This window comes from Streptomyces sp. NPDC002573 (assembly GCF_042889625.1).
GTDB lineage: Bacteria > Actinomycetota > Actinomycetes > Streptomycetales > Streptomycetaceae > Streptomyces > Streptomyces gibsoniae.
This window is the reverse complement of record NZ_JBIARC010000019.1, coordinates 21,890-40,135: the sequence shown is the minus strand read 5'-3', so window position 1 is coordinate 40,135 and position 18,246 is coordinate 21,890. Positions and strand designations below refer to the sequence as shown.

16 protein-coding genes are annotated in these 18,246 nt (G+C 70.8%); 14 read left to right on the top strand and 2 right to left on the bottom strand.

Annotated elements, in window-relative coordinates; translation table 11 throughout:
- Window positions 1-4: 4 nt before the first annotated feature.
- Entirely contained in the window at window positions 5-1,981 is a 1,977-nt protein-coding gene (gene thrS / locus ACFYX0_RS19450; RefSeq protein ID WP_388971698.1) for a threonine--tRNA ligase, read from the top strand.
- 146 nt (window positions 1,982-2,127) lie between these two features.
- Complete coding sequence (locus tag ACFYX0_RS19445; protein WP_388971696.1) at window positions 2,128-2,688, top strand: HIT family protein; 561 nt, start codon at window positions 2,128-2,130, stop codon at window positions 2,686-2,688.
- A gap of 78 nt (window positions 2,689-2,766) precedes the next feature.
- On the opposite strand, the gene ACFYX0_RS19440 is transcribed toward ACFYX0_RS19445, so the two are convergent.
- Both ACFYX0_RS19440 and ACFYX0_RS19435 read right to left on the bottom strand, forming a co-directional pair.
- Window positions 2,767-4,425, bottom strand: coding sequence for a hypothetical protein (locus ACFYX0_RS19440; protein ID WP_388971694.1), 1,659 nt, complete (start codon window positions 4,423-4,425; stop codon window positions 2,767-2,769).
- A gap of 195 nt (window positions 4,426-4,620) precedes the next feature.
- Window positions 4,621-6,819 carry an elongation factor G-like protein EF-G2 gene (locus ACFYX0_RS19435; protein WP_388971692.1) on the bottom strand — a complete coding sequence of 733 codons (2,199 nt, stop codon included), beginning with the start codon at window positions 6,817-6,819 and terminating at the stop codon, window positions 4,621-4,623.
- 310 nt (window positions 6,820-7,129) lie between these two features.
- Here ACFYX0_RS19435 and pgsA point away from each other — a divergent pair, with 310 nt between their 5' ends.
- The 12 genes from pgsA to secD all read left to right on the top strand — a co-directional run bounded on the left by pgsA (window position 7,130) and on the right by secD (window position 18,246).
- Complete coding sequence (pgsA, locus tag ACFYX0_RS19430) at window positions 7,130-7,816, top strand: phosphatidylinositol phosphate synthase (protein WP_388971690.1); 687 nt, start codon at window positions 7,130-7,132, stop codon at window positions 7,814-7,816.
- Window positions 7,817-7,844: 28 nt separating this feature from the next.
- A complete protein-coding gene (locus ACFYX0_RS19425) occupies window positions 7,845-8,783 on the top strand; it encodes a phosphatidylinositol mannoside acyltransferase (protein ID WP_388971688.1) in 939 nt (312 codons plus the stop codon).
- Complete coding sequence (locus ACFYX0_RS19420) at window positions 8,780-9,988, top strand: glycosyltransferase family 4 protein (RefSeq protein ID WP_388971686.1); 1,209 nt, start codon at window positions 8,780-8,782, stop codon at window positions 9,986-9,988. Before ACFYX0_RS19425 ends, ACFYX0_RS19420 begins: the two co-directional genes overlap by 4 nt.
- Before the next feature lie 49 nt (window positions 9,989-10,037).
- Window positions 10,038-10,583 (top strand): hypothetical protein, encoded by a 546-nt coding sequence (locus ACFYX0_RS19415; protein ID WP_311696061.1) that lies wholly within the window; start codon window positions 10,038-10,040, stop codon window positions 10,581-10,583.
- Window positions 10,584-10,809: 226 nt separating this feature from the next.
- Window positions 10,810-11,721 carry a pyridoxal 5'-phosphate synthase lyase subunit PdxS gene (gene pdxS / locus ACFYX0_RS19410; protein ID WP_311696060.1) on the top strand — a complete coding sequence of 304 codons (912 nt, stop codon included), beginning with the start codon at window positions 10,810-10,812 and terminating at the stop codon, window positions 11,719-11,721.
- Between the two features lie 49 nt (window positions 11,722-11,770).
- Window positions 11,771-12,379 (top strand): pyridoxal 5'-phosphate synthase glutaminase subunit PdxT, encoded by a 609-nt coding sequence (gene pdxT, locus ACFYX0_RS19405; RefSeq protein WP_355910103.1) that lies wholly within the window; start codon window positions 11,771-11,773, stop codon window positions 12,377-12,379.
- A 77-nt stretch (window positions 12,380-12,456) separates the two neighbouring features.
- Window positions 12,457-13,209, top strand: coding sequence for a YebC/PmpR family DNA-binding transcriptional regulator (locus ACFYX0_RS19400; protein ID WP_355910106.1), 753 nt, complete (start codon window positions 12,457-12,459; stop codon window positions 13,207-13,209).
- A gap of 142 nt (window positions 13,210-13,351) precedes the next feature.
- The gene (gene ruvC / locus ACFYX0_RS19395; RefSeq protein ID WP_388971684.1) at window positions 13,352-13,882 is read left to right on the top strand and encodes a crossover junction endodeoxyribonuclease RuvC; all 531 of its coding nucleotides are present in this window, start codon (window positions 13,352-13,354) and stop codon (window positions 13,880-13,882) included.
- The gene (ruvA, locus tag ACFYX0_RS19390) at window positions 13,879-14,484 is read left to right on the top strand and encodes a Holliday junction branch migration protein RuvA (RefSeq protein ID WP_355910112.1); all 606 of its coding nucleotides are present in this window, start codon (window positions 13,879-13,881) and stop codon (window positions 14,482-14,484) included. Before ruvC ends, ruvA begins: the two co-directional genes overlap by 4 nt.
- A 37-nt stretch (window positions 14,485-14,521) precedes the next feature.
- On the top strand, window positions 14,522-15,631 hold the full coding sequence (gene ruvB / locus ACFYX0_RS19385) for a Holliday junction branch migration DNA helicase RuvB (RefSeq protein ID WP_388971682.1): 1,110 nt from the start codon (window positions 14,522-14,524) through the stop codon (window positions 15,629-15,631).
- A 164-nt stretch (window positions 15,632-15,795) separates the two neighbouring features.
- Entirely contained in the window at window positions 15,796-16,287 is a 492-nt protein-coding gene (gene yajC / locus ACFYX0_RS19380; protein WP_388971680.1) for a preprotein translocase subunit YajC, read from the top strand.
- Window positions 16,288-16,428: 141 nt separating this feature from the next.
- The gene (secD, locus tag ACFYX0_RS19375; RefSeq protein WP_355910189.1) at window positions 16,429-18,246 is read left to right on the top strand and encodes a protein translocase subunit SecD; all 1,818 of its coding nucleotides are present in this window, start codon (window positions 16,429-16,431) and stop codon (window positions 18,244-18,246) included.

Sequence of the window (18,246 nt, the reverse complement as noted above, 5' to 3'; positions counted from 1 at the left end):
ACCGGTGTCAGACGTCCGTGTGATCATCCAACGCGATTCCGAGCGGGAAGAGCGCGTGGTGACGACGGGCACTACGGCCGCCGACCTCTTCGCCGGCGAGCGCTCGATCATCGCCGCGCGCGTGGCCGGCGAGCTGAAGGACCTCAGCTACGCGGTCCAGGACGGCGAGACAGTCGAGGGCGTCGAGATCTCCTCCGAGGACGGCCTCAACATCCTGCGGCACTCCACCGCGCATGTGATGGCACAGGCCGTGCAGGAGATCTTCCCCGAGGCCAAGCTGGGCATCGGCCCGCCGGTCAAGGACGGCTTCTACTACGACTTCGACGTGGCGCGGCCGTTCACGCCCGAGGATCTCAAGGCCGTCGAGAAGAAGATGCAGGAGATCCAGAAGCGCGGCCAGCGCTTCTCCCGCCGTGTCGTCACCGACGAGGCCGCCCGCGAGGAGCTGGCGGACGAGCCCTACAAGCTGGAGCTGATCGGCCTCAAGGGCTCGGCGTCCAGCGAGGACGGCGCGGACGTCGAGGTCGGCGCCGGCGAGCTGACGATCTACGACAACCTGGACGCCAAGACCGGCGAGCTGTGCTGGAAGGACCTCTGCCGCGGTCCCCACCTGCCCTCGACCCGGCTGATCCCGGCGTTCAAGTTGATGCGCAACGCGGCCGCCTACTGGCGCGGCAGCGAGAAGAACCCGATGCTCCAGCGCATCTACGGCACGGCCTGGCCGTCAAAGGACGAGCTGAAGGCGTACCTGGACTTCCTCGTCGAGGCCGAGAAGCGCGACCACCGCAAGCTGGGCAGCGAGCTGGACCTGTTCTCCGTCCCGGAGCAGATCGGCTCCGGCCTCGCCGTCTTCCACCCCAAGGGCGGCATCGTCCGCCGTGTGATGGAGGACTACTCCCGGCGCCGCCACGAGGAAGAGGGCTACGAGTTCGTCTACACCCCGCACGCGACGAAGGGGAAGCTCTTCGAGACCTCGGGCCACCTGGACTGGTACGCCGACGGCATGTACCCGCCCATGCAGCTCGACGAGGGCGTGGACTACTACCTCAAGCCCATGAACTGCCCGATGCACAACCTGATCTTCGACGCGCGCGGCCGCTCCTACCGTGAACTGCCGCTGCGCCTGTTCGAGTTCGGCACCGTGTACCGGTACGAGAAGTCGGGTGTCGTGCACGGTCTGACCCGTGCCCGCGGCTTCACCCAGGACGACGCGCACATCTACTGCACGCGCGAGCAGATGGGCGACGAGCTCGACAAGACGCTCACCTTCGTGCTGAACCTGCTGCGCGACTACGGTCTGACCGACTTCTACCTGGAGCTGTCCACCAAGGACCCGGAGAAGTACGTCGGCTCCGACGAGGCCTGGGAGGAGGCCACCGAGACCCTCCGCCAGGTCGCCGAGAAGCAGGGCCTGCCGCTGGTCCCGGACCCGGGCGGCGCCGCCTTCTACGGTCCGAAGATCTCCGTCCAGGCCAAGGACGCGATCGGCCGCACCTGGCAGATGTCGACGGTCCAGCTGGACTTCAACCTGCCGGAGCGCTTCGACCTGGAGTACACGGCCGCGGACGGCTCCAAGCAGCGCCCGGTCATGATCCACCGCGCCCTCTTCGGCTCCATCGAGCGGTTCTTCGCGGTGCTGCTGGAGCACTACGCGGGCGCCTTCCCGGCGTGGCTGGCACCGGTCCAGGCCATCGGTATCCCGATCGGTGACGCGCACGTCGAGTATCTGCAGAGGTTCACCGAGGCCGCCCGCAAGAAGGGCCTGCGCGTCGAGGTCGACTCCTCCTCGGACCGTATGCAGAAGAAGATCCGCAACGCCCAGAAGCAGAAGGTGCCCTTCATGGTCATCGCGGGCGACGAGGACATGTCCAACGGATCGGTGTCCTTCCGCTACCGGGACGGCTCGCAGGAGAACGCCATCCCGTTCGACGAGGCCATCGCGAAGATCATGAAGGTCGTCGAGGAGCGGGCACAGGTCTGATCCGCACCTGTGTGAGATGTGCCTCCGCCCCGCAGGCGACGGACGCCAGGGCCCCTGGGGAGTTCAGTGCCCCGGGGCCCTGCCTCGTTCCTGGTCGGACCGGGGCTTCCGAGGACCGCCCCGACGCCGCACACGGGTGAAGCCATATGCTGCACTGCATGACGAGTGAGCCGGAGCAGCAGATCGGAGTGGGGACGCAGGACGCGTTCCAGCGCCTGTGGACGCCCCACCGGATGGCCTACATCCAGGGCGAGAACAAGCCGACCGGTCCGGGGGCCGACGACGGCTGCCCGTTCTGCACCATACCGGCCAAGTCCGACGAGGACGGGCTGATCGTCAGGCGCGGCGAGCAGGTGTACGCGGTCCTCAACCTGTACCCCTACAACGGCGGCCATCTGATGGTCGTGCCGTACCGCCACGTCGCCGACTACACCGACCTGACGGAGCCGGAGACCGCGGAGCTGGCCGAGCTGACCAAGCAGGCCATGACCGCCCTGCGCACCGCCTCCGGGGCCCACGGCTTCAACATCGGCATGAACCAGGGCACGGTCGCCGGCGCGGGCATCGCGGCCCATCTGCACCAGCACCTCGTCCCGCGCTGGGGCGGCGACACGAACTTCATGCCGGTGGTCGGCCACACCAAGGTGCTGCCGCAGCTGCTGGCCGACACCCGCACGATGCTGGCGGAGGCCTGGCCCGCGGCGTGAGCGTGGAGCTCTCACAGCTCCGGTCCTGCCGGGCCGCCCGACCGACCGGGTGGCCCGGCAGGAACCGGTCCGGGTGCGCTACGCGTCGTAGAGGTCGGCCTTGCGCGGCATCGGGTCCTGCACCTGCGAGCTGAGGAACGACGACCGCGTGCCGAACTTCTCCGTGTCCACGCCGTTCTCCTCCAGCACCCGGATCGCCGCCGCGTGCACCACGCGCAGCACCGGTGTGGCCGCCCGCAGCGCGTCGTCCGCCATGAAGCGGTGGCGCCACGGCTGGTCCGCCCAGGCGTGACGCAGACCGAAGGGCTCCGGCAGGGTCAGCGAGCCGCCCAGCCAGTTCAGCACCGGCGGATACCAGGTGAGCGGGGCGCGGACCGCCAGGCGCACCACCTCGTCCGCGTCGACCAGCGGGAGCTTCACCTCGCGAGTCTCCCAGAACCTGATCTGCTTCTGCACCTTCTTGGTCGGCGCCGAGGGCTTGGTCGTGAACAGCGCGTTCACCGGCCCCAGGGCGTGCCCGGTGACCTCGATGCGCAGCGTCTCGTGCAGCACCGTCACCGTGATCAGCATGGTGAGGACCAGCTGGCCGTCCCACAGCGTCCACTGGACGCCGAGGTAGTGCCGCTCACCGCCGCCGAACTGCTGCTTGTTGCAGATCTCCTGTATCGCGTGCGGCTTGAACTGGTACGCGTCCACGTCCGTGCCCTCGGGGCGGGACACCTCCCCGGCCTTCTCGCCGATCGGGCTGACGATCCAGTGCTTGATCGACGGCTTCGGGAAGCCCCCGGTGTTCAGCGGGCCGCGTTCCAGCATGCTCAGCTGGTCGTGGATGGCCCTGACCACGTCCCAGCTGCGGAACGGGTGGATCTCCTTGTCCGCGTCACGCGGCACCAGGTCCTCGGCGAGCTGCCAGCTGCCCCAGCGCGTGCCCATGCCCAGGATGCCCTTGGGCCCCGCGTAGAAGACGGAGTTGGACCGCTGCTCGGCGCTCAGCCGGACCAGTGCCTGGCGCAGCAGCTCGGCGGAGTTCTCCCCGGGGCTGCCCGGCACCGCCTCGGGGATCTTCGCGCCCAGGCCGCCGCCGGCGAGCAGGCTCTCCCAGCGCTCGCGCAGGTCCCGCGCGGTCCGCTCGCAGATCTGCTTCGCCCAGTACCAGCCGATCACGGGCAGCACCGCCGCCGCACGCCCGTACCACGCCCAGAAACCCGTGAACGGCATCTTGATCAGGAAGATCACGGCGAGGGCGCCCACCGCGACCAGCAGCGTGGTGCCGAGGGCGGACCCGCGCTTGGCGTCCCGCTTGGCGATGGTGGCGCGGATCTGGAAGACCAGCAGCCACACCAGCAGCCCGGGCAGGAACAGCACCCCGCACAGCACCGTCACCGCGGCGAGCCAGTTGTCGCGCTCCCGGCGGATGCGGTGGGCGGCCAGACAGTGCTCCACGACCACCTGCGGCTCGGTGCCGAAGGACTGGATGAGCGGCTTGCGGCCGGCCCCGAGCATGCGGTCCCGCACCGCGAGCGAGAAGGCCTCGCCAAGGTTGGGGCGGAAGAGTTTCGCCCAGGGACGGGGAGGGCTGACCTTCGACTCGTGCCATTCGTTGTTCGCGTCGAGGATCTGCTCGACCTTCGCGTCCCGGTAGGCCGCCGAGGCCAGGGCGTAGGTCGCCGCCGTCTGGCCCGCGGAGCCCGAGAGGGGCACCTGTGCCCCGGGGCTGAAATCGAATCCGTCCGTCACTGCCGCCCGCCCCCTCGCCGCCGAACCCGCTTCTGCGGCCTTCCCGACTTCCTTGCCCCGCACACCTGTTGAACAGGTCATCGTGGTGATCGCGTGTCAACTTGATCAGGTCATCAGCGTATCCGCCGCGACGGACATCCGTCGGCGGACGGCCAAGAAGCCGCCCGCCGGGGGGAGTCGGACGCACAGCCCCGACTACATGGTGCGCTGCGCCTCTTCGCGGATCTTCTGAGCGAGCTGCGTCGGCATCGGCTCGTGCCGCGCGTAGGAGCGGCTGAAGCGGGCCGTGCCGTGCGAGAGGGAGCGGAGATCGACCGCGTACCGGCCGATCTCGATCTCCGGCACCTCGGCTCGCACCAGCGTCCGGCCGCCGCTCGTCTGTTCGGTCCCCAGGACCCGGCCGCGCCGCGTGGACAGGTCGCTCATCACGGCACCGACGTAGTCGTCACCGACGAGTACCGAGACCTCGGCGACCGGCTCCAGCAGATGGATCGTCGCGTCGGCCGCCGCCTCGCGCAGGGCGAGCGCGCCCGCCGTCTGGAAGGCTGCGTCCGAGGAGTCCACGGAGTGCGCCTTGCCGTCGAGAAGCGTGATCCGGACGTCCACGAGGGGATGCCCGGTGGCCACGCCCTTGGCGGCCTGGGCGCGTACGCCCTTCTCCACGGACGGGATGAACTGCCGGGGCACGGCCCCGCCGACCACCTTGTCGACGAACTCGATGCCGGAGCCGCCGGGCAGCGGTTCCACCTCGATCTCGCAGATCGCGTACTGCCCGTGCCCGCCGGACTGCTTGACATGCCGCCCGCGCCCGCCGGAGGTGCCCGCGAACGTCTCCCGGAGGGAGACCCTGTGCGGCACCACGTCGACCTGGACGCCGTAGCGGCTGCGCAGCCGCTCCAGGGCGACGTCCGCGTGCGCCTCGCCCAGGCACCACAGCACCACCTGGTGGGTGTCCTGGTTCTGTTCGAGCCGCATGGTCGGATCCTCGGCGACCAGCCGGGAGAGCCCCTGGCTGAGCTTGTCCTCGTCCGGCTTGCTGTGCGCCTGGATGGCGAGCGGCAACAGCGGGTCCGGCATCTCCCAGGGCGCCATGAGCAGCGGTTCGTCCTTGGCCGAGAGCGTGTCGCCGGTCTCGGCCCGGTTCAGTTTCGCCACGCACGCCAGATCGCCCGCGATGCACTGCGAGAGCGGGCGCTGCTGCTTCCCGAACGGGACGGACAGGGCGCCGATGCGCTCGTCGACGTCATGGTCCTCGTGGCCGCGGTCGGCCAGACCGTGCCCGGAGACATGGACCGTGTCGTCGGGATGCAGGGTGCCGGAGAAGACGCGGACCAGTGAGATACGGCCCACGTACGGGTCGGAGGACGTCTTGACGACCTCCGCCACCAGAGGCCCCGAAGGATCGCAGAGCGCGAGGTCACGGGGCTTGCCGTCCGGGGTGGTCACCGCGGCCGCCTCATGCTCCAGCGGGGTGGGGAAACCGCCCGTGATCAGTTCCAGCAGCTCGACGGTGCCGAGTCCCTGGCGGGCGCCCTCGGCCGCGGGCGCGGCGGCGAGCACCGGGAAGAAGACCCCGCGCGCGACCGCCCGCTCCAGGTCCTGCGTCAGCGTGTCGAGTTCGATCGCCTCGCCGCCCAGATAGCGGTCCATGAGGGTCTCGTCCTCGCTCTCGGAGATGATCCCCTCGATGAGGCGGTTGCGGGCGTCCTCGATCAGCGGCAGCTGTTCCGGCCCCGGCTCGGACTCCTTGCGCTCGCCGGAGGCGTAGTCGAACAGCTTCTGCGACAGCAGTCCCACGAGCCCGGTCACGGGGGCGTGCCCGTCGGAGCCCTCGGTGCCGTGCAAGGGCAGGTACAGGGGCAGTACGGCGTCGGGGTCCTCCCCGCCGAACTCCTGCGCGCAGACCCGGGTCATCTCCTCGAAGTCGGCCCGGGCGGCCTCCAGGTGCGTGATCACGAGCGCGCGCGGCATACCGACGGCCGCGCACTCGTCCCAGACCATCCGGGTGGAGCCGTCCACCCCGTCCGCGGCCGAGACCACGAAGAGGGCCGCGTCGGCCGCGCGCAGACCGGCCCGCAGTTCCCCGACGAAGTCGGCGTATCCGGGAGTGTCCAGCAGATTGATCTTGATCCCGTCCCGTTCGACGGGGACCAGGGAGAGCTGCACCGAACGCTGCTGCCGGTGCTCGATCTCGTCGTAGTCGGATACGGTGCCGCCGTCCTCCACACGGCCCGCCCGATTCACCGCTCCCGCGGTCAGCGCGAGAGCTTCCACCAGAGTCGTCTTGCCGGATCCGCTGTGGCCGACCAGCACCACATTCCGTACGGACGCGGGGTGGTCGGCCGCCGTAGCCCTGCCGGCGGCTCCAGGGTGTGCGTTCGCCTTGTCGCCCATGGCCTTGCCTCCCGTGCACGGTGAGGTCTCTGTGGGCGCGGACGTGCGGACCCGCGTGCGGTAGGCGGCTCCGGTGACGCCCGCGGTGTCTTCGAGCTTTGCACTCCCGTCACGGTGCGTCCATACGGAGGACGGGATCCCGCCATACGTGCGGGTCGGCGGCCCCTGCGATCACCCCGAGACCCCGGTGCCACCAGGACGTGACACCGGGCCCGCGGGTGCCCGGCCGTCGCGCACACGCGCGCGTGGCTACGATGGGCCAGCCGGCGGCCAGCAGAGGCCGCGCGGCTCACCGACCGTCGGGAAGGCCATGCTGAACAAGTACGCGCGTGCATTCTTCACGCGTGTCCTCACACCGTTCGCCGCGTTTCTGATCCGCAGGGGCGTGAGCCCCGACACGGTCACGCTCATCGGCACCGCCGGGGTGATCGCGGGCGCGCTGGTCTTCTACCCCCGGGGCGAGTTCTTCTGGGGCACGGTCGTCATCACCCTGTTCGTGTTCTCGGACCTCGTCGACGGCAACATGGCCCGCCAGCTCGGCCGCTCCAGTCGCTGGGGAGCCTTCCTGGACTCCACGCTCGACCGGGTCGCCGACGGCGCGATCTTCGGCGGCTTCGCCCTCTGGTACGCGGGCAACGGCAACGACAACGTCCTGTGCGCGGTCTCGATCTTCTGTCTGGCCAGCGGCCAGGTGGTGTCGTACACCAAGGCCCGCGGCGAGTCGATCGGACTGCCGGTCGCCGTGAACGGGCTCGTCGAGCGCGCCGAGCGTCTGGTCATCTCGCTGGTCGCGGCCGGGTTCGCGGGGCTGCACAAGTTCGGCGTGCCGGGCATCCAGGTGCTGCTGCCGATCGCGCTGTGGATCGTCGCCGTCGGCAGCCTGATCACGCTGGTCCAGCGGGTCGTCACGGTTCGCCGGGAGTCCGCCGAGGCGGACGCGGCCGCGGAGCGCGACCGGGACCAGAGCGCCTCGCACGGAAGCGGGACGGGGCAGTGAACGACGTGCACAGGAGCGGGGCGGCTACGTGACCAGCCTGCAGGAGCGGCTCACCGACGGGCTCTACGGACTGGGCTGGGGCACGGTCAAGGCCCTGCCCGAGCCCGTCGCCACCCGGCTGGGCCGGACCATCGCCGACGCCGCCTGGCGGCAGCGCGGCAAGGGCGTGCAGCGGCTCGAGAGCAACTACGCGCGTGTGCTGCCCGACGCGAGCCCCGAACGGCTCGCCGAGCTGTCCCGGGCGGGCATGCGCTCCTATCTGCGCTACTGGATGGAGTCCTTCCGGCTCCCGGCCTGGAGCCCGGAACGCGTCAGGGACGGCTTCGACGCCAAGGACCTGCACTTCCTCACCGACGGACTGGCCGCCGGCAAGGGCGTCGTCCTCGCGCTGCCGCACCTGGCCAACTGGGACCTGGCGGGCGCCTGGGTCACCACCGCGCTGAAGACGCCGTTCACGACGGTGGCCGAACGGCTCAAGCCCGAGACGCTCTACGACCGCTTCGTCGCCTACCGCGAGGGCCTCGGCATGGAGGTGCTGCCGCACAGCGGCGGCTCCGCGTTCGGCACCCTGGCCCGGCGGCTGCGCGACGGCGGACTCGTCTGCCTCGTCGCCGACCGCGATCTGTCGGCCTCCGGCGTCGAGGTCACCTTCTTCGGGGAGACGGCGCGGATGCCCGCCGGACCTGCGCTGCTCGCCCAGCAGACCGGCGCGCTGCTGCTGCCGGTGACGCTCTGGTACGACGACTCGCCCGTCATGCGCGGCCGTGTGCATCCCCCGATCGAGGTACCGGAGACAGGTACCCGGGCCGAGAAGGCGTCTGTCATGACACAGGCGCTGGCAGACGCCTTCGCCACGGGGATCGCCGAGCATCCGGAGGACTGGCACATGCTGCAGCGCTTGTGGCTCGCCGACCTGGATCCCGGCAGGGCTCCCCGGAACGAGGACCCCCGGGAGGGTGCGGAGTGAGGATCGGCATCGTCTGCCCGTACTCCTGGGACGTGCCGGGCGGCGTCCAGTTCCACATCCGCGATCTGGCCGAGTACTTCATCCGCCTGGGGCACGAGGTCTCCGTTCTCGCCCCCGCGGACGACGACACCCCGCTGCCCCCCTACGTCGTCTCGGCTGGCCGAGCGGTCCCGGTGCCGTACAACGGCTCGGTGGCCCGGCTGAACTTCGGCTTCCTGAGCGCGGCCCGCGTGCGGCGCTGGCTGCACGACGGCGAGTTCGACGTGATCCACATCCACGAGCCGACCTCGCCGTCGCTGGGCCTGCTGGCCTGCTGGGCGGCGCAGGGCCCGATCGTGGCGACCTTCCACACCTCCAACCCGCGCTCGCGGGCCATGGTCGCCGCCTACTCGATCCTGCAGGCGGCCCTGGAGAAGATCAGCGCGCGCATCGCGGTGAGCGAGTACGCGCGCCGCACGCTCGTCGAACACCTCGGTGGCGACGCCGTGGTGATCCCGAACGGCGTGGACGTCGACTTCTTCGCGAAGGCCCAACCCAAGGCCGAATGGCAGTCGGAGGAGGCGCGAGGCTCCGTCGAGGCCGGCGGCGGGCCAGGCGCGGGCAGCACCATCGGCTTCATAGGCCGTATCGACGAGCCCCGCAAGGGTCTGCCGGTCCTCATGAAGGCCCTGCCGAAGATCCTGGCCGCGCGCCCGGACACCCGGCTCCTGGTCGCCGGACGCGGTGACGAGGAGGAGGCGGTGGCGGCGCTTCCGGCTGACCTGCGCCCGCGCGTCGAGTTCCTCGGCATGATCAGCGACGAGGACAAGGCGCGCTTCCTGCGCAGCGTAGACCTGTACGTGGCGCCCAACACCGGGGGGGAGAGCTTCGGGATCGTCCTGGTCGAGGCGATGTCGGCGGGCGCGCCCGTGCTCGCCTCGGATCTGGACGCCTTCGCCCAGGTCCTGGACCAGGGGGCGGCGGGTGAGCTGTTCGCCAACGAGGACGCCGACGCGCTCGCCGACGCGGCCCTGCGGCTGCTCGCGGACCCGGAGCGCCGCGCGGAGCTGCGGGCGCGCGGCAGCGCCCATGTACGGCGCTTCGACTGGGCGACGGTCGGCGCGGACATCCTGTCGGTCTACGAGACGGTGACGGACGGCGCGGCCGCGGTGGCCGCGGACGAGCGGACGGGCCTGCGCGCCCGCCTGGGCCTGGTCCGGGACTGAGTCCGGCGAACGGCACCGGTGAGCGGACCGCCCGGTAGCCTTGCCGCCCGTGACCGCAACCCTCATCTGGATCCTCGTCGCCCTCGTCGCGATCGGCCTTTATCTGAGCTGGACCGCGGGCCGCCTCGACCGGTTGCACTCCCGCATCGACGCGACGCGCGCCGCGCTCGACGCCCAGCTGCTGCGCCGGGCCTCCGTCGCCCAGGAGCTGGCGACCTCGGGGGTGCTCGATCCGGCCGCGTCGATCGTGCTGTACGAGGCCGCCCACGCGGCCCGGCAGGCGGAGGAGGAGCAGCGGGAGGTCGCCGAGAGCGAGCTCAGCCAGGCGCTGCGGGCCGTGTTCGGCGAGGCCCAGCAGGTGGAGGCGGTGCGGGAGGCGCCCGGCGGCGAGGCGGCCGCCCATGAGCTGACCGAGGCCGTGCGCCGGGTGCCGATGGCCCGGAGGTTCCACAACGACGCCGTGCGCGCGGCCCGGGCGCTGCGCCGCCATCGCAAGGTGCGCTGGTTCCGGCTGGCCGGTCACGCCCCGTTCCCGATGGCCTTCGAGATGGACGACGAGCCCCCTGCGGCGCTGACGGACCGTACGACGGTGTGAGGGCCGGGGGCGCGCCCCGCGTGCCGTAGGAGGCCGTCTGGACCGTCCTGCACGGGGCTGTGCGGGTGCGCCGTACAGGGTGGTGCGGGCCGGTGAGGCGTGGTGCGGGCCACTCGGGCACCCAAAACGATCCACCGCCTCCCCATTGGCCCTTGCCGTGGCCTGTTCACCCGGCGTTTCCTCGGTCCAGCAGAAATCAGCCTTTTTCCCGAGTGAGGTCGAACCCGTGTCCAGCACGCTCTCCACCCCCCAGACCCCCGAGACCGGCACGGCCCGCGTCAAGCGCGGCATGGCCGAGCAGCTCAAGGGCGGCGTGATCATGGACGTCGTCACGCCGGAGCAGGCGAAGATCGCCGAGGACGCGGGCGCCGTCGCCGTCATGGCCCTGGAGCGGGTCCCGGCCGACATCCGCAAGGACGGCGGCGTGGCCCGTATGTCCGACCCGGACATGATCGAGGGCATCATCAACGCCGTGTCCATCCCGGTGATGGCCAAGTCCCGCATCGGCCACTTCGTCGAAGCCCAGGTGCTGCAGGCGCTCGGCGTCGACTACATCGACGAGTCCGAGGTCCTCACCCCGGCCGACGAGGTCAACCACTCCGACAAGTGGGCCTTCACCACGCCGTTCGTCTGCGGTGCCACCAACCTGGGTGAGGCCCTGCGCCGTATCGCCGAGGGCGCCGCGATGATCCGCTCCAAGGGCGAGGCCGGCACCGGCAACGTCGTCGAGGCCGTCCGCCACCTGCGCCAGATCAAGAACGAGATCGCCAAGCTGCGCGGCTTCGACAACCACGAGCTGTACGCCGCCGCGAAGGAGCTGCGCGCCCCGTACGAGCTGGTCAAGGAGGTCGCCGAGCTGGGCAAGCTCCCGGTCGTGCTGTTCTCCGCCGGCGGTGTCGCCACCCCGGCCGACGCCGCGCTGATGCGTCAGCTCGGCGCCGAGGGCGTGTTCGTCGGCTCCGGCATCTTCAAGTCCGGTGACCCGGCCAAGCGCGCCGCCGCCATCGTGAAGGCGACCACCTTCTACGACGACCCGAAGATCATCGCGGACGCGTCCCGCAACCTCGGCGAGGCCATGGTCGGCATCAACTGCGACGTCCTCCCCGAGAGCGAGCGCTACGCCAACCGCGGCTGGTAAGACGCACCCCGGCACGACACAGCCCGACCTCACTTAGGACAGCACGTACATGACCGACGCACCCGTCATAGGCGTCCTGGCTCTCCAGGGCGACGTACGGGAGCACCTCATCGCCCTGGCCGCGGCCGACGCCGTGGCCAGGCCGGTGCGGCGCCCCGAAGAGCTCGCCGAGGTCGACGGCCTCGTCCTCCCCGGCGGCGAGTCCACCACCATCTCCAAGCTGGCCGTCCTCTTCGGGGTGATGGAACCCCTTCGCGCGCGCGTGCGCGAGGGCATGCCGGTCTACGGCACCTGCGCGGGCATGATCATGCTCGCCGACAAGATCCTCGACCCGCGCTCCGGCCAGGAGACCATCGGCGGCATCGACATGATCGTGCGCCGCAACGCCTTCGGCCGGCAGAACGAGTCCTTCGAGGCGGCGGTCGACGTCGAGGGTGTGGAGGGCGATCCTGTAGAGGGCGTCTTCATCCGGGCCCCCTGGGTCGAGTCCGTGGGCGCCCAGGCCGAGGTGCTCGCCGTGTACGACGGTCACATCGTGGCCGTACGCCAGGGAAACGCGCTCGCAACGTCGTTCCATCCGGAGCTGACCGGCGATCACCGCGTTCACTCACTGTTCGTCGACATGGTGCGCGCCAACCGCACACCGGAGTCCTTGTAGGATCTCCGGGGGTCCCCTCAGTCGCTTGAGGTCTGGGGGAGTTCGTACGGGATGGGTTACGCGAAGGAGACAGGCAGATGTCCGGCCACTCTAAATGGGCCACGACGAAGCACAAGAAGGCCGTCATCGATGCCAAGCGCGGCAAGCTCTTCGCGAAGCTGATCAAGAACATCGAGGTCGCGGCCCGGACGGGAGGCGCGGACCCCGAGGGCAACCCGACTCTCTACGACGCCATCCAGAAGGCCAAGAAGCAGTCGGTCCCGAACAAGAACATCGACTCGGCGGTCAAGCGCGGCGCGGGCCTGGAGGCCGGCGGCGCCGACTACGAGACGATCATGTACGAGGGCTACGGTCCCAACGGTGTCGCGGTGCTCATCGAGTGCCTCACCGACAACCGCAACCGTGCCGCCTCGGACGTGCGTGTCGCCATGACCCGCAACGGCGGCTCCATGGCCGACCCGGGTTCCGTGTCGTACCTGTTCAACCGCAAGGGCGTCGTGATCGTCCCCAAGGGCGAGCTGACCGAGGACGACGTCCTGGGTGCCGTGCTCGACGCGGGCGCCGAGGAGGTCAACGACCTCGGTGAGTCCTTCGAGGTGATCAGCGAGGCCACCGACCTGGTGGCGGTCCGCAGCGCCCTCCAGGACGCCGGGGTCGACTACGACTCCGCCGAGGCCAACTTCGTGCCGACCATGCAGGTCCAGCTTGACGAAGAGGGCGCCACGAAGATCTTCAAGCTGATCGACGCGCTCGAGGACAGCGACGACGTGCAGAACGTCTTCGCCAACTTCGACGTCAGCGACGAGGTCATGGAGAAGGTCGACGCCTAGAGCCGCCGCGAACCGACCGGGCCGACGGGACACCACCCGTCGGCCCGTCGCTTTGCCGGGCGTTGTCAGTGGCACCCGATAGCCTGCACGAACTGGGGGCAGTGTCCGGCGGCGACCGGGGAGAGCGAAGGGAGGCACGGGGGTGCGCGTACTGGGGGTGGACCCCGGACTGACGCGGTGCGGCATCGGCGTCGTCGAGGGCGTGGCCGGCCGGCCGCTCACGATGCTCGGCGTCGGAGTCGTCCGTACGTCGGCGGACGCCGACCTCGGTCACCGCCTCGTCGCCGTCGAGCAGGGCATCGAGCAGTGGCTGGACGAGCACCGGCCGGAATTCGTCGCCGTGGAGCGCGTCTTCAGCCAGCACAACGTGCGGACGGTCATGGGCACCGCCCAGGCCAGCGCCGTCGCGATCCTCTGCGCCACCCGCCGCGGCATCCCCGTCGCCCTGCACACCCCCAGCGAGGTCAAGGCCGCCATCACCGGCAGCGGACGCGCCGACAAGGCCCAGGTCGGCGCCATGGTCACCCGGCTGCTGCGGCTGGCCGCGCCGCCGAAGCCCGCCGACGCCGCGGACGCCCTCGCGCTCGCCATCTGCCACATCTGGCGCGCCCCCGCCCAGAACCGACTCCAGCAGGCCGTCGCCCTGCACACCTCGAAAGGCCGTACCGCATGATCGCCTTCGTCAGCGGCCCGGTCGCCGCCCTCGCCCCGGACTCCGCCGTGGTCGAGGTGGGCGGCATCGGTCTCGCCGTCCAGTGCACGCCGAACACCCTCTCCGGGCTGCGCAAGGGCCGGGAGGCCAGGCTCGCCACCTCACTGGTCGTCAGGGAGGACTCGCTGACGCTGTACGGCTTCGCGGACGACGACGAGCGCCAGGTCTTCGAGCTGCTCCAGACCGCGAGCGGCGTCGGCCCCCGGCTGGCCCAGGCGATGCTGGCCGTCCACACCCCGGACGCCCTGCGCCGCGCCGTGGCCACCGGCGACGAGAAGGCCCTCACGGCCGTGCCCGGCATCGGCAAGAAGGGCGCCCAGAAGCTGCTGCTGGAGCTGAAGGACCGGCTGGGCGAGCCCACTGGCGCCCCCGTGGTCGGCGCGCCGGTCACCGCCGGCTGGCGCGACCAGCTGCACGCCGCCCTGATCGGCCTCGGGTACGCGACCCGCGAGGCGGACGAGGCCGTGGCCGCCGTCGCCCCGCATGCCGAGGCCGGCCCGGGCACACCCCAGGTGGGCGCGCTCCTGAAGGCGGCCCTGCAGACCCTGAACCGCGCCCGCTGACCCATCGGCGCCCCCACGAGACCGCGAGGCACACTCCATGAACTGGGACGACACGACCGACACCCCCGCCGCCGAGGCGCCCGCCGGCCCCGCCGCGGAGCGGCTGGTGGGCTCTGTCGCCGACCGTGACGACCAGGCCGTCGAGGCCGCCCTGCGCCCCAAGGACCTGGACGAGTTCATCGGCCAAGAGAAGGTCCGTGAGCAGCTCGACCTCGTGCTGCGCGCGGCACGCGCGCGGGGAGCGACCGCCGACCACGTCCTGCTGTCCGGAGCCCCCGGCCTGGGCAAGACCACGCTCTCGATGATCATCGCGGCCGAGATGGGCGCCCCCATCCGCATCACCAGCGGCCCCGCGATCCAGCACGCCGGCGACCTCGCCGCGATCCTCTCCTCCCTCCAGGAGGGCGAGGTCCTCTTCCTCGACGAGATCCACCGCATGTCCCGGCCCGCCGAGGAGATGCTCTACATGGCGATGGAGGACTTCCGGGTCGACGTGATCGTCGGGAAGGGCCCCGGCGCCACCGCCATCCCCCTGGAGCTGCCGCCGTTCACCCTGGTCGGCGCCACCACGCGCGCGGGACTGCTGCCGCCCCCGCTGCGCGACCGCTTCGGTTTCACCGCGCACATGGAGTACTACGAGCCCGCCGAGCTGCAGCGCGTGATCCACCGCTCGGCGAGCCTTCTGGACGTCGAGATCGACACCGACGGGGCGGCGGAGATCGCCGGACGTTCCCGCGGCACCCCCCGTATCGCCAACCGGCTGCTGCGCCGTGTGCGGGACTATGCGCAGGTCAAGGCCGACGGAGTGATCACCCGCGAGATCTCCGCGGCGGCCCTCAGCGTGTACGAGGTGGACGGGCGGGGCCTGGACCGCCTGGACCGGGCCGTCCTGGAGGCCCTGCTCAAACTGTTCGGCGGCGGTCCTGTGGGACTCTCCACACTCGCGGTCGCAGTGGGGGAGGAACGTGAGACCGTGGAGGAGGTCGCCGAGCCCTTCCTGGTCAGGGAGGGCCTGCTCGCCCGGACCCCGCGGGGGCGAGTGGCCACGCCGGCCGCCTGGGTCCACCTCGGCCTCACCGCCCCGACGGGCGGCGGATCCGGGGCGAGGACCGGGGCAAACGGACAACAGGACCTGTTCGGTACGTGACGGCGCGGGACTCGCACCGGCAGGAACCCGGGTGCCATGCTGGGCGTTGTTCCATGCATGCGGACTCGCTTAGACTCCGCCGATGCCGCCCTTGTGGGCGGTGCCGACCACCCCCAATCCATCAGGCCGCCGCCACAGCGGTCGTGCGAAGGAATTTCCGTCCCGTGAATACCTTGACCCTTCTCCCGTTCATCGTGCTCATCGCGGCCATGTTCCTGATGACGCGCTCGGCCAAGAAGAAGCAGCAACAGGCCGCGACCATGCGGAACGAGATGCAGCCCGGCTCCGGCATCCGCACCATCGGGGGCATGTACGCCACGGTCAAGGAGGTCAACGAGGACACGGTCCTCGTCGACGCAGGCCCGGGGGTGGAGCTGCTGTTCGCGAAGAACGCGATCGGCGCCGTCCTGACCGACGATGAGTACAACCGCATCGTCCACGGCATCGAGCACGACCTCAAGGCCGACGGCGCCGTCGTGCCGGACGACGTCTCCTCCCTCACCGAGACGGACGAGTCCGCCGCCGACGCCCCCGCCGACAAGCCCGTCGACCTCGGCAAGAAGGACGCGGACGACGACGCCGCCGACGAGACGCCCGGCGCGAAGGCCGACGAAGCAGAGCCGAAGAAGACCGACGGCGAGTCCGACGCGAAGTAGTCACGCCCCGGGAGCACGGCGCGCCGTCCGCGCGCCGTCTGCCTCCCGGGACGTGTCGTTCCCGCACGGAGTCCCGACACCATGTCATGGCCGACCGCGCGCCCGACCGGCGCCGGCCGGCCCGAGAGGGAGTACGAGAAGGTGGCAGCACCGAAGAAGGGCCGGAGCGCGAGCGCCCAGAGCAGGCCGGGGCGCTCGCTGGCCCTCATCCTGATCGCCATCGCGGCGCTCACCGGGGGAATGTTCGCCTCCGGGCACACCACTCCGCGTCTCGGCATCGACCTCGCCGGCGGTACCAGCATCACGCTGACGGCGGTCAACGAACCCGGGCAGCCCAACGCGATCAACAAGACCAACATGGACACCGCGGTCGAGATCATGAACCGCCGTGTCAACGGTCTGGGCGTGTCCGAGGCGGAGGTGCAGACCCAGGGCGATCGCAACATCATCGTCAACATCCCTCGGGGCATGAACTCCGAGGAGGCCCGTCAGCAGGTCGGCACCACGGCGAAGCTCTACTTCCGCCCGGTCCTGCAGCGTGCGGCCTCCGGCACCCCCACCCCGGCGAGCCCGAGCGCCAGCCCGAGCACGGGCGGCAGCGCCAAGCCGAGCGCGTCGAGCAGCGCCAAGGCGGGCAGCACCAGCACGGGCAAGGCCGCCACCCCGACGGCGGGCTCCACCGCCTCTCCGACGGCCTCCGCCACCACACAGGGCCGCCCCGTCACCGACGCGCTGAAGGCCGGCACGGCCACGCCGTCGGCGACCGGCTCCGCCACCCCGTCCGCGACGGGTTCCGCGCCCGCCAAGGCCGCCGGCAGCCCCTCGCCGTCCGCGAGCGGCGCTGCCGCTGACGCGAGCAAGCTCGAGGCCCAGTACGCCGCCCTCGACTGCAGCAAGCCCGCGCAGCGCGCCACCGCCGGCAAGGGCGCCAAGCCCGGCGACGCCACCGTCGCCTGCGGCAAGGACGGCAACACCTGGAACAAGTTCATCCTCGGCCCGGTCGCGGTCGACGGCACGGAGGTCACGAAGGCCCAGGCCGCCTTCGACACCCAGGGTGCCGCCGGCTGGCAGGTCGTGATGAACTTCAACTCCAGCGGCTCGAAGAAGTTCGCCGACATCACCGGCCAGCTGTCCAAGAACAGCTCCCCGCAGAACGAGTTCGCGATCGTCCTCGACGACGAGGTCGTCTCCCACCCGTACGTCCAGACGGCGATCACCGGGGGCAACGCTCAGATCTCCGGCAGCTTCACCCAGACCGAGGCCCAGAGCCTGTCCAACATGCTGTCCTACGGCGCGCTCCCGCTCTCCTTCAAGGAGTCGAGCGTGACCACGGTGACCGCGGCGCTCGGCGGCGAGCAGCTCCAGGCGGGTCTCATCGCCGGTGCGATCGGCCTGGCCCTGGTCATCATCTACCTGGTCATGTACTACCGCGGTCTGTCGCTGGTGGCCGTCGCCTCCCTGCTGGTGTCCGCGACCATGACGTACGTGATCATGGCGCTGCTCGGCCCCACGATCCACTTCGCGCTGAACCTGCCCGCAGTGTGCGGTGCCATCGTCGCGATCGGTATCACCGCGGACTCCTTCATCGTGTTCTTCGAACGCATCCGGGACGAGATCCGCGAGGGACGTTCGCTGCGGCCCGCCGTCGAGCGTGCCTGGCCGCGTGCCCGGCGCACGATCCTGGTCTCCGACTTCGTGTCGTTCCTGGCCGCCGCGGTGCTGTTCATCGTCACCGTCGGCAAGGTCCAGGGCTTCGCGTTCACGCTGGGTCTGACCACGGTCCTCGACGTGGTCGTCGTCTTCTTCTTCACCAAGCCGCTGATGACGATCCTCGCCCGCCGTACGTTCTTCGCGAGCGGACACAGCTGGTCCGGCCTCGACCCGAAGCGTCTCGGCGCCAAGCCGCCGTTGCGGCGCACCCGTCGTCCCTCCGCCCCCGTCGACCCGAAGGAGGCGTGA

Coding starts and splice junctions, on each gene's coding strand:
- ACFYX0_RS19445 (WP_388971696.1), top strand. CDS start 2,128: ATGCTGCACTGCATGACGAGTGAGCCGGAGCAGCAGATCGGAGTGGGG.
- ACFYX0_RS19435 (WP_388971692.1), bottom strand. CDS start 6,819: ATGGGCGACAAGGCGAACGCACACCCTGGAGCCGCCGGCAGGGCTACG.
- pgsA (WP_388971690.1), top strand. CDS start 7,130: ATGCTGAACAAGTACGCGCGTGCATTCTTCACGCGTGTCCTCACACCG.
- pdxT (WP_355910103.1), top strand. CDS start 11,771: ATGACCGACGCACCCGTCATAGGCGTCCTGGCTCTCCAGGGCGACGTA.
- ACFYX0_RS19400 (WP_355910106.1), top strand. CDS start 12,457: ATGTCCGGCCACTCTAAATGGGCCACGACGAAGCACAAGAAGGCCGTC.
- ruvA (WP_355910112.1), top strand. CDS start 13,879: ATGATCGCCTTCGTCAGCGGCCCGGTCGCCGCCCTCGCCCCGGACTCC.
- ruvB (WP_388971682.1), top strand. CDS start 14,522: ATGAACTGGGACGACACGACCGACACCCCCGCCGCCGAGGCGCCCGCC.